Here is a 14,427-nt window from a genome sequence, read left to right on the forward strand (position 1 = left end):
GGCCTCTTTGAAGTGTCGGTCGATGGTGGGACGGGGACAGGCGGCAGCGTCATCGCAGGCGGGCCGGCGACAGCGCGCGGACGTCCAGGCCCTGCCGCAGCAATTCTTCGGGCAGCGCGGCCTGGCGCAGCAGGGCATCGGCCAGCGCGCTTGCGCCCGCCGCGCTCTGGATGCCGTAGCCGCCTTGGGCTGCAAGCCAGAAGAAGCCGGGGCAGGCATCGTCCTGGCCTATCACCATTTCGCCGTCGGGCACAAAAGAGCGCAGGCCGGCCCAGGTGCTCGCCGGCCGGCGTATGGTCAGGGTCGAGACGCTTTCAATCTGGTGTATGCCCATGGCGATGTCGAGCTCCTCGGGTACCACGTCGTGCGGCACCGTGGCGTTGGCATTGGCGGGCGAGCCCAGCAACTGGCCCGCGTCGGGCTTGAAGTAATAACTTTCGTCCACGCCCACCACGGCAGGCCAGTGCGAAGCGTCCACACCCTCGGGCCCCTTGAAGGTGAAGGCGCTGCGCCGGTGCGGCACCAGGCCTATGGGCCGCGCGCCGAACACGGCGCCCAGCTCGTCGGCCCAGGCCCCCGCGGCATTCACCACGGTGCGGGCGCGCAGCGTCTGGCCGTCGGCCAGTTCCACGGTCCAGCAGCGGCCATCGTGCGTAGCGCTGGTCACGCCCGCGCTGGTGCGCAGTTCGCCATCCCCATCCGCCTTGCGGCGAAAGCCGCGCAGGAAACCCTGGTGCAGGGCATGCACGTCCAGGTCCTGTGCGCCGGCGTCGTACAGCGCGCCGTGCACCAGATCGGGACGCAGGCAGGGCACATGGGCCAGCGTGGTGCCGGCGTCCAGGGTCGCCAGGCCTGGGCAACTGGGCGACAGTTCCTTGCGGGTGTCGGCCAGTTCTTTTTCCTGCCCGTGCGTGGCGAGGTAAATCACGCCGCGCGGCTGCATCAGGTCGGGCGCGAAGCCTTCGGGCGGCTGCTCGTAGAAGGCGCGGCTGGCGCGCGTCAGCGCCCGCACCATGGGCGGGCCGTAGCTTTCCATGAACATGGCGGCGGAGCGGCCTGTGGAGTGGTAACCCGGCTGGGACTCGCGCTCGAGCAGCGCGACGCTGCGCTGCCCGGCCAGACGCCAGGCCAGGGAAGCGCCCGCAATGCCGGCGCCGACGATCAGGATGTCATATTCTTTCATTCAAATTCTCTCATTTGAGAATTCTCACATGCGAGAATCATGCCTGTCCAGCCGATTTACCGGGATTACGCCTGATTTGCGCCAAACAAAGGGAAAACACCATGGCCCCACGCCCCGCCCGCCCGCCCGCCGCCGCCCCCGAAGCGGACCGGGTGCAACTGGGCCTGAGCCTGCGCGCGCACCGCAAGGCGCGGCGGCTGACGCTCAAGGACCTGTCCGGGCGTTCCGGCGTGGCGCTGTCCACCCTGTCCAAGATGGAGCTGGGCCAGATCTCGGTCAGCTATGAAAAGTTGGCCGCCGTGGCCCGGGCGCTGTCACTGGACGTGGGCCAGCTGCTGGACGCGCGGGCCGCGGCGCCGCAGCCCGGCGCGGCCAAGCCCGTGGTGGTCTGGTCCGGTGCTGGCGACGCGCCGGCCTACAGCTCGGGCAACTACGACTACCGCGCGCTGGCCGCCGGTTTCCCCGGCAAGCGCATGACGCCGATGCACGGCCGCATCCTGGCCCGAGCGCGCGACCAGTTCTCCGATTTCGTCCGCCACCCGGGGCAGGAGTTCCTGACGGTGCTGTCGGGCCGGGTGCGCATCGAATTCGAAACCGGTGAAATCATCGAGGTGGGCCGCCACGAGTCGGCTTATTTCGACAGCGGTGTCGGCCACATCTACGTCTCGCTGGGGCGCGCGGATGCGCAGGTGTTGGTGGTGATGAGCGAGTAGCCGCGGCGTCCGTACATTGGTTATCGCAGGCCGGCGCGATGCCGGACGACGTCATGGCCGCTTTCGGCCAGGTCCCAGAAAATTCCCGCCATGAGCTGCAGCCCTTCACGCGCCACGCTGCCCAGCAGATGCTCATTGGGCGCGTGCTGGCTGCAGGCCGGGTAGGAGTGCGGGAACCACAGTGTCGGCATGCCCAGCAGCTCGGCGAAGACGTCGTTGGGCAGCGAGCCGCCAAAGTTCGGCAGCAGGGACGGGGCTTTTCCGGTGCTGCGCCGGATGGAATCCAGGCCCCAGCGCACCCAGGCGTCATCGGGGTCGAGCCGGGTGGCGGCCATCGGTTCGCCGTCCGGCTGCACGTCGATGTCGTCGAAGCCGTGGGCATCGAGGTGCTCCCGGATGCGTGCCACAAAATTGGCGCTGTCGCTGCCCACGACGAAGCGTATCTGGCACAGCGCAAAAGCGCGGCCGGGAATGGCGCCGACCGGCGCGTCGGGGTTGCCGGTCTTGTAGGCCAGGACTTCCACGGTGTTCCAGCCGTAAACACGCTCGGTGGGTGTGAGGCCGGGTTCGCCCCAGTCGCTGTCGATGGCGGGATCGCCCGGGTCACCCCCGACGCTGATGGTCTTGAGCGCATCCCTGACGTTGGCCGGCAGCGAGTCAGGCAGCAGTCCCTTGACCAGTACGCGTCCTTTGGCGTCCACCAGGCTGGCGATGGCGTGGGCCAGCCGTGTGCCGGCATTGCGCAGCAGGCCGCCCCAGTTGCCGGAATGGTGGCCGCCGTCCCGCAGGTGCGCCCGCAGGCTGAAATTGAAAAAGCCGCGCGAACCCAGGAACAGGGTGGGGCTGGAGGCGGCCACGCGCGGGCCGTCGGACGCGATGAACACGTCGGCGGCGAGCTCCTCGTGGTGCAGGGCACAGAACTCGCGCAGGCCCGGTGAGCCGGTTTCTTCACCGGTCTCCAGGACGATCTTGAGGTTGTAGCCGAGCTTTCCCCCGCGTACCGCCAGCACCTGGGCCAGCGCGGCGAGGTTGATGGTGTGCTGCCCCTTGTTGTCCGCGGTGCCGCGGCCGTACCAGCGGTCCCCTTGCACCGTGACGCGCCAGGGATCAAGGCCCTCGCGCCACAGCCCCTCCTGGCCGCGCACCACGTCGCCGTGGCCGTAGGTCAGCACGCTGAAAGCCGCGTCGGCTTCGGTGCGCGTGGCCAGCAGGAAGGGCCCGCCGCCGGCATGCGGGTTGGCAAGGATGCGGTACGTGAACCCGAGCTGCGTGAGCTGGGGCGCGATGTGCTCGTCCAAGTAGGCGCGAAGCTGCGGTGCGCCGGCCGGGTTCTGGCTTTCGCTCCGGACGGCGACACGGCGTGACAGCGTTTCGAGGAAGCGTCCGTCATCGAAATAGGCGGCCGCCCTGGCCAGTGCGTCGTCTCTGCTCATGATGGGGAGGAGGTGAAGTAGTGTGAGGTGTGCGGGGGCTGGTGCTTTTCAGTCCGAACGGATATTGGCACGTTGCGCGGTGGCGCGCATGATGGGCAGGTCGTGGTCTATCAGGGCGGCGACGGCGCTGGCCGGGGCGTAAGCGGGCTCCAGGCCGTTGGCCAGCAGCTTGTCCCTGACCTCCGGGTCGGCCATGGTGTTGGCGAGCGCCAGTTCAAGGCGAACCCTCACTTCGCGCGGGATGCCCCGCGGCGCCACGATGGCGAGCCAGGAGTCCGCGTCAAAGCCCGGGTAGCCGGACTCCGCGACAGTCGGCACATTCGGCAGCAGGCTGGAGCGCCTGGCGGCGGTCACGGCAATCGGCTTGATCTTGCCGGCCTTGATCTGCGGCAGCGTGGCCGCCACCGTGTCAACAGAAAACGGGATCTGGCCGCCGACCAGGTCGGTGATGGCGGGGGCACTGCCCTTGTAGGGCACATGCTCCATCTTCAATCCCGTGGCGTTCAGGATGAGTTCACCCGCAAAGTGGCCCGTGGTGCCGGTGCCGAACGAGCCGTACATGTACTTTCCCGGCGATGCCTGCACGGCGGTGATGAGCTGCTTGATGCTGCCGACAGGCACCTGCGGATTGGCCACCAGGATCAGCGGCACACGCGCCGTCAGCGCGATGGGCTCAAAGCTCTTGACGGGGTCGTAGGGCAGCCGGGAGTTGATGGCCGGGTTGACCGTGAACGTCGACCCCGAGCTGATGAGCAGGGTATAGCCGTCCGCGGCAGCCTTGGCCACGTAGCCTGCGCCCACGATGGTGCCGCCGCCCGCGCGGTTTTCAATGACGACGGGTTGCCCCAGCCGTTCGCCCAGCTTCTGCCCCACCAGCCGGCCCACGATGTCGGTCGCGCCACCCGCGGGGAAAGGTACGACCAGCTGGATGGGCTTGACCGGATAGGCCTGCGCCCTGGCCCCCGTTGCCGCCAGCATGGCCAGCAACAGTACGGAGAGGATGCGAAGGAACTTGGGGGCTGGCTTCATGGCTTGCTTTCATCGAAAAAAAAGGCGCTGGCAACAGGCGGGGTGCGTTGAAACCTTCGCTGCGGGCTTCAGCCGTTGCGAAACAGGAAGCTGTAGGCGTTGAGCGCCGGGACGCCGCCGAGGTGGGCATACAGCACTTTCGAGCCCGCCGGGAATTCGCCCAGCCGGGTCTTCTCGATCATTCCGTGCATGGACTTGCCTTCATAGACCGGGTCGGTCAGCATGCCTTCCATGCGGGCGCACAGGCGGATGGCTTCCAGCGTCCCTTCGTTCGGCAGGCCGTATTCCGGGCCGCCGAAGCGGTCGTCCAGCACGACGTCCTTGGCCGTGATGTCGCGGCCCAGTTCGACCAGTTCTGCCGTGCCCTTCGCGATGCGCAGAATCTGGTCAAAGGTCTGCTTGGGCTTGGCCGAAGCATCGATGCCGATGACCTTGTCGGCGCGTCCATCCGCCGCGAAGCCCACCACCATGCCGGCCTGCGTGCTGCCGGTGACCGAGCAGGTCACGATGTAGTCGAACTTGAAGCCCAGCTCGGCCTCCTGCTGGCGCACTTCTTCGGCGAAGCTGACGAATCCCAGCCCGCCGCGCGGGTGTTCCGAACAGCCGGCCGGGATCGGGAAGGGCTTGCCGCCGGCCTTGCGCACGTCGTCCATCGCCTGCTCCCAGCTGGGGCGTATGCCGATGTCAAAACCGGCCGCGTCCAGGCGCACGTCGGCGCCCATGATGCGCGACATTTCGATATTGCCGACCCGGTCATACACCGCGTCGGAGTAATTCACCCAGTTCTCCTGGACCAGCACGCACTTCATGCCCAGGTGCGCGGCAACGGCGGCCACCTGGCGCGTCTGGTTGGACTGGATGCCGCCAATGGACACCAGGGTGTCGTAACCGCCTTCCAGGGCTTCGGGAATCAGGTACTCCAGTTTGCGCGTCTTGTTGCCGCCGAAAGCCAGCCCGCTGTTGCAGTCCTCACGCTTTGCGAAAAGATCGACCTTGCCGCCCAGGTGGGCGCTGAGCCGCTTGAGCGGCTGGATCGGCGTGGGGCCGAAGGTCAAAGAGTGGCGGGGGAATTTCTTGAGGTTCATGCGAATGGCTCCTGGGGTTAAGACGGGTCTCCAGGCATCAAGACTTGCGAATAAAGACGGCATACCCACGCTTTCTTCAATTGCTGCATTGATGCTCCGTTGAGGCCAATATTAAAAACAAATGACAAAATGGTGGTTGCAAAATTCTTCTAAAATTCAAAACGAATATGGTTTCCTTGCCGGGTTTTTTGATTTTTATTCTGTATAGGTTCATATGAGCACAACAAAATTTCTCGAAAAAAGCAGCGCACCGGCTTCCCTCAGGGAGGCGCTGGACCGCACGGACCGGGCGATCCTCAAGGCGCTCCAGCGCGACGCCTCGGTGTCCAATGTGGCGCTGGCGGGCAAGGTGAACCTGAGCGCACCCGCATGCCTGAGGCGCGTGGAGCGGCTCAAGGAGCTTGGCTTGATCAAAGGGGTGGTGGCGCTGCTCAACCCGCACCTGCTGGACCTTGGCATGCTGGTCATGATCGGCGTCGTGCTGGACCGGTCGACACCCGAGTCCTTCGCCAATTTCGAAAAAGCGGCGCAGACGGTGTCCGGCTGCATGGAATGCCACGTCGTGACCGGCGAGTTCGATTACTTCATGCTGGTGCGCACCCGGGACAACGACAGCTTCAATCGCCTCCATGCGGAGCAGCTGCTGTATTTGCCGGGTGTACGGCAGGTCCGTACCTTCATGGTGCTCAAGCAGGTGCTCTCGACCACTCAATTGCCGATCTAGTGCCGATCCAGTGCTGGTCAGGCTGAGATTTTTTCCCAGCTCAGGTCAAACTTCAGCAAATATTTGCGCAGCCTGTCCGCGTCGTTGACCACGCTGCGCTGCGTGCGTGATACGTTGAACAGCGCCCGGCCGGCATCACTGAGGGAGTCGCTTTTGCGGCACACCTCGATCACGGCCTGAAGCTGCAGCCGGTCAAAATAATCCAGCGTGTCCGCGGCCCCGCCCAGCAGGCCGGCGAGCGATACGGCGCCACCGCCCGCTTCCGGCTCTGTCACCTGCCACTGCCAGCGCAGTCGCGCGATCTCTGCTTCCACCAGGCCCAGGCCTATGCGGCCGTTGTCGCCCAGCGTGGCAAGGCGCGTGATGGAGGCGCTGAGGTCGCGAAAATTGCCGGTCCAGACGGCTTCACCCGACTGCGCGAAGTGTAGATACGCGGCGCGGGCTTCGGTGGTCATGCGGGTCTTGCGGCCCAGGTCTTCGGAGGCCAGCATGAGCTGGTGGTCCATATTGGGCTCGATGTCCTCCCGGCGCTGGGAGAGGCCGGGCAGGGTGTAGGTCCAGAGGTTGATGCGCGCGAACAGGTCTTCGCGAAAGCGCCCGCGCGCGACTTCCGCGCGCAGGTCCTTGTTGGTGCCGGCTATCAGCTGGAAGCTGCTTTCAACTTCCTTGTCGGCGCCCACGGGCAGGAAGCGTTTTTCCTCGACGGCCTTGAGCAGCATGGCCTGCTCGTCCAGGCCCAGTTCGCCGATTTCGTCGAGAAACAGCACGCCCTTGTCGGCGGTGCGCAGCAGGCCGGGACGGTCGCCGGCCGCGCCGGTGAAAGCGCCTTTTTTGTGGCCGAACAGCGCGGAAGCCGCGCCGTCGCCGTGCAGGGTCGCGCAGTTCACGTCGACAAAACCGCCGCCGACCTGGTGGCGTGATTTTTTGAGTTCGAAGATGCGCCGCGCCAGCATGGACTTGCCCGCGCCCGTGGGCCCGGTCAGCAGGATGGGCGCCTTGCTCTGCACGGCAATGCGCTCGATTTCCTCGATCATCGTGTTGAAGCGTGGGTTGCGCGTGGCAATGCCGCTCTTGAGGAAGGAGACGGCGTCTTCCTGCGCAACCGCCAGCCGCGCGTTGATCGCGTCGTAGCGCGACAGGTCCAGGTCTATGAGTTCATAACTGCCGGTGCCCTGGCCTTGCCGGCCCCGGGGCGGCGCCGTCTGCAGCAGCACGCCGGGAATGAAGCGCGCCTCCACCAGCAAGAAAAGGCAGATCTGCGCGACGTGCGTGCCGGTGGTGATGTGGGCCCAGTACTCCTCGCGCTCGGTGTCGAAGGCGTAGGCGCCCATCCAGTCATACAGCGCGCCGTAGACCTCGCCGAAGTCCCAGGGGTTGGCCAGGTTCATCTCGACCAGGCGGACCTCGGTACCGGGCGAGAGCTGGACCACGTCGTCGCGCACCCGCTCGGCCAGTGCCTTGCTGCGCGCGTCGTGCATCAGCTCCAGCCGGTCGACGACCAGGTCTTCATGCTGCGCGATCGACACCGTCGGTCGCCATTTCTCCCAGCGCCCCGAACCCAGGCCCGAATCCAGCTGGGTGCCCAGGAAACCTATCACGACTTTTTTCTTCATATTTCTAATGTACTAGCTTTAAAGATAGAAAAATAGGGATGTTAGTACCTCTGATTCGAAGAAATCTTTACATAAAGAAGAAAAATATTGAATTAAATCAACGATCTTCTGAGTTGGCGGAAAACTTCCAAGCGCAGCTGGCACGGCGCCTGCAATACATAGTGCGTCACCACAACGGTGAATGCAAACAAGGAACAAGAACATGGCAAACACACAACTATTTCAAAGCAGCAAAGGCGCTTTCCTGCCCGTCGCCACCGCCGTCAACGAGGCGGGTGGTGTGGCTTATGCCCTGGCACCCCGGCATGCTCTGGTGCAGTTGGCCGTAACCGGTTGCCTGAACAATGTGTACTACGCCGGTGCTGCCGAGCAATTGGACAAAGTGCTGGAACTGGCTGCACAGGTTGACGCGAGCTTCGTGGCCAAAACCGCCATCTATGCCCGTGAGCGCGGCCATATGAAAGACATGCCGGCGCTGCTGTTGGCGTCGCTGGCGACTCGCGACGTGGCATTGTTTGCCAAGGCGTTTCCCCGCGTGGTGGACAACGGCAAGATGCTGCGTAACGTGGTGCAGATTCTGCGTAGCGGCCGTGTGGGCCGTAAATCAATGGGTTCGCGCCCCAAGAAATTGGTGCAGGCCTGGTTGTGCAACGCCACCGAGAAGCAACTGCTGAACGCCAGCGTGGGTAACAGCCCGTCATTGGCCGACGTCGTGAAGATGGTTCACCCAAAACCGGCTGAAGCCTGGCGTGCCGCATGGTTTGCCTGGTTGATTGGCCGCGACTTTGACGTGAACCAGTTGCCCGAAGCGACGCGTGCTTTTGAAGCCTATAAAAAGGACCGCAGCGGTGTGGCGCCTGACGTGCCTTTTCAGATGCTGACCGCGTTGAATTTGACCACCAACCAGTGGACGCAGATTGCAAAGAACGGTTCGTGGCAGATGGTGCGGCAGAACCTCAACACCTTTGCGCGCCACGGTGTGTTTGGTACGACCAAGGCTGAGAAGGCCATTGCCGCCAAACTGCGTGATGTGCAAAGCATTGAGAAAGCCCGCGTGCTGCCCTACCAGTTGATGGCAGCTTACAAGGCTACGGACACGGCTGTGCCCCAGCAAGTGCGTGAGGCATTGCAAGATGCGATGGAAATCGCGTTGAAGAACGTGCCGGCTTTGGCGGGTAACGTGGTGGTGTGTCCTGATGTGTCGGGCTCCATGAGCTCGGCGGTGTCCGGACACCGTGGTTCTGCGACCAGTGCGGTGCGTTGTATCGACGTGGCGGCCTTGGTAGCTGCGGCCCTGCTGCGCAAGAACCCGGCGACCATGGTGCTGCCCTTCGAGCAAAAAGTCGTCAACTTGTCGTTGAACCCGCGAGACTCGGTGATGACCAACGCGGAGAAGCTGGCGGCCGTGGGAGGTGGCGGAACCAACTGCTCGGCGCCGCTGGCCCTGTTGAACGCCGGGAAGGCCAAGGCCGATCTGGTGGTGCTGGTGTCGGACAACGAGTCGTGGGTGGATAGCAAGCGTGCCGGTTCTACTCAAACCTTGCGTGAGTGGGAAGTGTTCAAGCAACGCAACCCGCAAGCCAAGTTGGTGTGTATCGACATCCAGCCCTATGCCCATACGCAGGCGATGGAACGGCCCGACATCCTGAACATCGGTGGTTTCACCGATGAGGTGTTCAAGGTGCTGGCTTTGTTTGCTGCAGGAGCATTGGGAGCCGACCATTGGGTCGGATTGATAGACGAGCTGGCTTTGTGAGCCATGACTCCATGTGTTGAGCGTCTCGCCTGAGGAATGCCGGTGTGATTACATCCAAACTGTTTTCATCACACCACCTGTTAGTCCTCAGGCGGGGACGCTTTTTTTAAGGGGTAGAGAAGAGGGTTTTCAAAAGCACGAATGCTGGTGGGATTACATCTGAACAGCCGGGGTCGTTCCCGGCCATGCAGAAGCTGAAAGGCTGATGCGTGAAAATCTCGCCGATTCTTGTCGTGTTTTTGAAAGCTCTTGAAAAGAGCGAAAAGTTTTGATTGCCAGTGGCAAATGCGGTTGGAATTACAGCACTGTTAATGCCGAGGTCGCGGGTTCGAATCCCGCCGGTGCTGCAATGGGCTTGTACCCGAGCCCATTGCAGCACCGTAGCTCAGTCTGGTAGAGCACGTATCCATTTCAACAATTTTGTTGCTGCTGGTGATCAAAAAGAAAAAAGGGTTTTGGATGAATGCCCGTGAAATTACAGGTAGACGCAGCGTGCAAACGCTCTCACGCCGGAAGGCGCGGGGTCTGGGTTCAAACCCCAGCTTGGCAACAAGTGGCGGAATTTCATTTCACAAACTTTAGTCGTCCGTTTTATTAAAAAAAAAGAAAGAAGGAAGAACAGCAATGAACTACCAACAACACGAAGTCACCGGCGGTGTACCGGTAAAAATGTGGACCAAGGGCGTGCCGGTGGAAGCCCAGGCCCTCAAGCAGCTCGAAAACTCGGCGCGCCTGCCCATTGTGTTCAAGCACGTGGCTGTGATGCCCGACGTGCACTACGGCCTGGGCRCCACCATCGGCAGCGTGATCCCGACCTTCAAGGCCATCATTCCGGCGGCTGTCGGTGTGGACATCGGCTGCGGCATGATGGCCTGCAAGACCACGCTGCGCGCCGAAGACCTGCCCGACAACCTCGGGCCGCTGCGCTCGGAAATCGAAAAGGCCGTGCCGCATGGTTCGGCACCCAAGACCTATCGCCGCAACGGCTCGGTGCGCGAAGTCGGCGCCTGGACGAATCCGCCCAGCGCGGCCGATGCTGCCTGGGGCCAGCTGGTCGATGAGTTCGAGGCGCTATGCCTGGACTATCCGCGCCTGAAGAACACCAACAACCACCGCCACATGGGAACCCTGGGCGGCGGCAACCACTTTGTCGAGGTTTGCCTCGACGAAAGCGGCGGGGTGTGGATCATGCTGCACAGCGGTTCGCGCGGGGTGGGCAATGCCATCGGCACCCACTTCATCGAACTCGCGAAGAAGGACGCGGAACTGCACCAGCGCAACCTGCCTGACAAGGACCTGGCTTACCTCGAGGAGGGTTCGCAGTACTTCGGTGACTATGTGCGCGGCGTGGGCTGGGCGCAGAAGTTCGCGCGCCTGAACCGCGAGGTGATGATGCAGGCGGCCATCGGTGCGCTGCGCAAAGTGATCAGCAAGCCGTTTGAGACGCACCTGGAGGCGGTGAACTGCCACCACAACTATGTGCAGAAGGAAACGCACTTTGGGCAGGAGGTGTTTGTGACCCGCAAGGGCGCCGTGAGCGCGAAGGCGGGGGAGCTCGGGATCATTCCCGGCAGCATGGGCGCCAAGAGTTTCATCGTGCGCGGCAAGGGCAACCCGGACAGCTTCATGAGCTGCAGCCACGGGGCCGGCCGTACCATGAGCCGCACCCAGGCCAAAAAGCTGTTCACGGTGGACGACCAGATCAAGGCGACCGAAGGCGTGGAATGCCGCAAGGACGCCGACGTGATCGACGAGATCCCGATGGCCTACAAGGACATCGATGCCGTGATGCTGGCGCAGAGCGACCTGGTGGAGGTGGTTTACACGCTCAAGCAGGTGGTGTGCGTGAAGGGATAGGGCGCGCCGCTTCGAGGGAGGAGGGCGCCCTGGTCCGGGCATTTGAAAACAAGAAACAAGAAGACAGAAAGAAGAAAAAATGATTGAACTTGATGGCTCGCAAGGCGAAGGCGGCGGGCAGATCCTGCGCACGGCCCTGGCGCTGAGCCTGGTGACGGGCAAGCCCTTTCGCGTGGACAACATCCGCGCCAGGCGGCCCAAGCCCGGCCTGATGCGCCAGCACCTGGCCTGCGTGAACGCCGCGGTGGCTGTGGGCGGTGGCCTGGGCCACAGCACGGCCCTCAATGCCGCCGGCCAGGCCGTGCAGATTGGCGAAACCTCGCTGCTGTTCACGCCCGGTGAAGTGCGTGCGGGCGATTACGAATTCGCGGTCGGCTCGGCCGGCAGCTGCATGCTGGTGCTGCAAACCGTGCTGTGGCCGCTGCTGCAGGCCAAAGAGGCCTCCACGCTGCTGCTCAGCGGCGGGACGCACAACCCGATGGCGCCTTCGATCTCTTTTCTGACCCTGCTGGCGCCTTTTTTCTCGGGCGGCGGCGATGCGCTGTTTGAGATTGAACTGCGCCGCCACGGCTTTTACCCCGCCGGCGGCGGGGAGGCGCGCGTTCGCCTGCATCCGCCCGCCCGTGGTTTTGCGGCCATCGACATCATGCAGCGCGGGGCGCTGCTGGAGGCCTATGCCGAATGCCTTCACGCGGGGCTGCCGAAGGGCGTGGCCGAGCGCGAGCTGGCCGTGCTGCGGCAGGGCCTGGGCTGGGGAGAGGACTGCCTGCGCGACCGCGGGCTGCGCAGCAACGAAGGTCCGGGCAATGCGCTGCTGGCCGTCCTGCGTTACGAGCACATCACCGAAGTCTTTGCCGCCTATGGCGAAAAGACCGTCAGCGCCGAGCAGGTCGCCCGCCGCCTGCTGCAGGAGGTCAGGGACTACCTGGCGCACCAGGCGCCGGTGGGCCCGCACCTGGCGGACCAGCTGATGATCCCGCTGGCCCTGGCGGCCATGCAGGGAAGGATGGGCCGCTACTGGGCGACGGAGCTGACCGAGCACACCCGCACGAACGCCCGCACCATTGAGGCCTTCCTGCCCGTGAGGTTCTCTTTCGAGGCGCTGGAGGAGGGTACGGTGATTTCGGTGTCCACCTGACTGATGCGTCGACCCGCGGCAGGCTGGCTTCAGCGTGCCGCGGATTTCGTCGCTGCATCGTCCAGCAGCATGGCGGCGTCTCTTCGCATCAGGACGCGCACCAGCCAGGCGAACCACGCCGCGGCAATCGCCGCCGCGATCCACACCAGCATCTGTCCCAGCCGCGCCTGGTCGTCCAGCAGGTAGGCGTTGCAGACGCGCACCGGTGAAGTCTCATACAGGTTGCCCACGACCGCCATCATCGGCAGCACATTGCCCAGGAAGAATCCCTGCACCAGCAGGCCCGCCGCCCGCCATGACAGGCGCAGGGCCGCCCCGCAGGCCAGCAGGGCCAGGCATTTGAGGATTTCAATACGGTCGTCCACCAGCGCCAGGTCCAGAACGCGGGGAATCATCAGGATCGCGAGCATCAACGCGGTCGCGAACAGGCCGCTGATGCCATGCGCGTTCCACAGGTTCAGGCGTGCCAGCCAACGGCCCGGCAGCGACGCGGCGAGCAGCCAGCCGGCCAGTATCAGCAAAGGGTATTGCACCAGCATGTGACGTGTCATGCTGGCTTCCAGTACCTGCCGCGCAGCGGGCCAGGCCAGCAGGCATAACAAGGCTGCGGCCATGACGGCCAGCGTGCCGCGCGAAGGATGGGCGGGCATCTTCATGGCGATGGCGCGGCGGCGCCTGCAAGATGCTGCGCATAGTCGAGCGTGAGCTGCTGCTCCGCGTAATCAAAGATGCGGACCAGCCGGCCTTTCTGGTCGATGACGAGAAAGGCCGCGTTGTGCTCAAAATCGCCGCGGCCGTCGGGAACCACCACGACCTGGAAATCGGCCAGCAGGCGCTGCGTTTCCTGCGAGTCCTGCACACGCACAAAGCGCCACAGCGCCGGGTCGGCGCTTAATTTCGACGCATAGGCTTGCAGCACGGCGGGCGTGTCGTGCACGCCGTCGAAGCTGATTGACAACAGCTTGACCTTGCCGCCCCGGTGCTGCAGAACTTGCTGCAGTTGTTGGAAGCTGCTGCCCATCGCCAGACAGACGCTCTGGCACCGCGTGTAGACAAAATCCACCAGCGTGACGGACTGCCCGTCGGCCAGGTGCTGCGACAGCGCCCGCGGGGCAATGCCGGGTCCATCGATGGCGACGGCCGGAGCCGGCACCGGCTGCAGGGCAACTTCAAGCCGGCGCGCGCCCTCAGCGGTCCAGACCTGGAAATCATGCGTCAGCCACGCGGCGGCGGCATAGCCCGCCAGGGCCAGCATGATGCTCAGCAAGGCGGTGCGAAACATCGAAGCGCTCAGGAGGCTTTGGCCGTCAATGCCTTGAGCTCGGCGCCGCCGTTAAAGGGGGCGGTGCGCGTGCCGGCCTTGCGTTCGGTTTCGAACAGCTCGGGTTTGATGGCACCGGCCTTGTTGGACCATTCGGAGCGGACGTAACTCGCTACCGCGGCCAGTTCGGCGTCGCTGAGTTGCGCGAAGGCCGGCATGGCGCCCTTGAAGGTGCTGCCCATGACCGTGATCTCCCCGGTGACGCCGTGCAGCAGGATGTTGGCCACGGTGCGCTCGTCGCCGGCCACCCATTCGGAACCGTCCAGCGGCGGGAACACGCCCGGTAGCCCTTTGCCGGTAGCCTGGTGGCAGGCCGCGCAATTGGCGGTGAACAGCTGTTTGCCGTTGGCCGCCGTGCTTGCGCCCGGGGCCGGGCCCGACAGGTCGGCCAGCGTGCGCCGGTCCCCGAGGTCGGCGCGGCCGAAGGAGCCGGACAGCGCGATGTAGCCCGCCCCCCACAGCACCAGTGCTGCCGCCCCAAGCAGGAAGAGCAGCGGAATGGGCTGGCCCTTTTCGGAGGGCTCGGCCTGTTCGCGCTCCTGGGCCCGGCTCTCGGATGTCTTGTCGTTCAGCAT

Annotated in this window: 13 protein-coding genes; 5 read left to right on the top strand and 8 right to left on the bottom strand. The window is 64.3% G+C overall.

Going from position 1 to position 14,427, the window contains the following annotated elements:
- Nucleotides 1–49: 49 nt before the first annotated feature.
- Nucleotides 50–1,183, bottom strand: a complete 1,134-nt coding sequence (locus AC1D1Y_RS04940; RefSeq protein ID WP_477681371.1) for an NAD(P)/FAD-dependent oxidoreductase — start codon at nt 1,181–1,183, stop codon at nt 50–52.
- A 101-nt stretch (nt 1,184–1,284) separates the two neighbouring features.
- On the opposite strand from AC1D1Y_RS04940, the gene AC1D1Y_RS04945 reads away from it, so the two are divergent.
- Entirely contained in the window at nt 1,285–1,896 is a 612-nt protein-coding gene (locus AC1D1Y_RS04945; RefSeq protein WP_477681372.1) for a helix-turn-helix domain-containing protein, read from the top strand.
- 20 nt (nt 1,897–1,916) lie between these two features.
- Here the strand turns inward: AC1D1Y_RS04945 and AC1D1Y_RS04950 are convergent, their stop codons facing one another.
- The 3 genes from AC1D1Y_RS04950 to AC1D1Y_RS04960 all read right to left on the bottom strand — a co-directional run bounded on the left by AC1D1Y_RS04950 (nt 1,917) and on the right by AC1D1Y_RS04960 (nt 5,443).
- A complete protein-coding gene (locus AC1D1Y_RS04950) occupies nt 1,917–3,329 on the bottom strand; it encodes a M20 family metallopeptidase (RefSeq protein ID WP_477681373.1) in 1,413 nt (470 codons plus the stop codon).
- 48 nt (nt 3,330–3,377) lie between these two features.
- Nucleotides 3,378–4,358 carry a Bug family tripartite tricarboxylate transporter substrate binding protein gene (locus tag AC1D1Y_RS04955; protein ID WP_477681374.1) on the bottom strand — a complete coding sequence of 327 codons (981 nt, stop codon included), beginning with the start codon at nt 4,356–4,358 and terminating at the stop codon, nt 3,378–3,380.
- Nucleotides 4,359–4,426: 68 nt separating this feature from the next.
- A complete protein-coding gene (locus tag AC1D1Y_RS04960) occupies nt 4,427–5,443 on the bottom strand; it encodes a 1-aminocyclopropane-1-carboxylate deaminase (protein WP_436157967.1) in 1,017 nt (338 codons plus the stop codon).
- Nucleotides 5,444–5,657: 214 nt separating this feature from the next.
- Here AC1D1Y_RS04960 and AC1D1Y_RS04965 point away from each other — a divergent pair, with 214 nt between their 5' ends.
- Nucleotides 5,658–6,167, top strand: coding sequence for an Lrp/AsnC family transcriptional regulator (locus AC1D1Y_RS04965; protein WP_477681375.1), 510 nt, complete (start codon nt 5,658–5,660; stop codon nt 6,165–6,167).
- A gap of 17 nt (nt 6,168–6,184) precedes the next feature.
- Here the strand turns inward: AC1D1Y_RS04965 and rtcR are convergent, their stop codons facing one another.
- Nucleotides 6,185–7,780, bottom strand: coding sequence for an RNA repair transcriptional activator RtcR (gene rtcR / locus AC1D1Y_RS04970; protein ID WP_477681376.1), 1,596 nt, complete (start codon nt 7,778–7,780; stop codon nt 6,185–6,187).
- 202 nt (nt 7,781–7,982) lie between these two features.
- Between rtcR and AC1D1Y_RS04975 the strand changes: the two genes are divergently transcribed.
- The 3 genes from AC1D1Y_RS04975 to rtcA all read left to right on the top strand — a co-directional run bounded on the left by AC1D1Y_RS04975 (nt 7,983) and on the right by rtcA (nt 12,531).
- Complete coding sequence (locus tag AC1D1Y_RS04975; protein WP_477681377.1) at nt 7,983–9,536, top strand: vWA domain-containing protein; 1,554 nt, start codon at nt 7,983–7,985, stop codon at nt 9,534–9,536.
- A gap of 624 nt (nt 9,537–10,160) precedes the next feature.
- Nucleotides 10,161–11,393, top strand: coding sequence for an RtcB family protein (locus AC1D1Y_RS04980; RefSeq protein ID WP_477681378.1), 1,233 nt, complete (start codon nt 10,161–10,163; stop codon nt 11,391–11,393).
- Nucleotides 11,394–11,472: 79 nt separating this feature from the next.
- On the top strand, nt 11,473–12,531 hold the full coding sequence (gene rtcA / locus AC1D1Y_RS04985) for an RNA 3'-terminal phosphate cyclase (protein ID WP_477681379.1): 1,059 nt from the start codon (nt 11,473–11,475) through the stop codon (nt 12,529–12,531).
- 29 nt (nt 12,532–12,560) lie between these two features.
- On the opposite strand, the gene AC1D1Y_RS04990 is transcribed toward rtcA, so the two are convergent.
- The 3 genes from AC1D1Y_RS04990 to AC1D1Y_RS05000 are packed head-to-tail and all read right to left on the bottom strand — an operon-like array spanning nt 12,561 to nt 14,427.
- Entirely contained in the window at nt 12,561–13,187 is a 627-nt protein-coding gene (locus AC1D1Y_RS04990; RefSeq protein WP_477681380.1) for a hypothetical protein, read from the bottom strand.
- Entirely contained in the window at nt 13,184–13,813 is a 630-nt protein-coding gene (locus tag AC1D1Y_RS04995; protein WP_477681381.1) for an SCO family protein, read from the bottom strand. The genes AC1D1Y_RS04990 and AC1D1Y_RS04995 overlap by 4 nt, the downstream gene beginning before the upstream one ends.
- Before the next feature lie 8 nt (nt 13,814–13,821).
- Complete coding sequence (locus AC1D1Y_RS05000; RefSeq protein WP_477681382.1) at nt 13,822–14,427, bottom strand: c-type cytochrome; 606 nt, start codon at nt 14,425–14,427, stop codon at nt 13,822–13,824.

The sequence above is a fragment of the Polaromonas sp. P1_G1 genome, assembly GCF_056405595.1.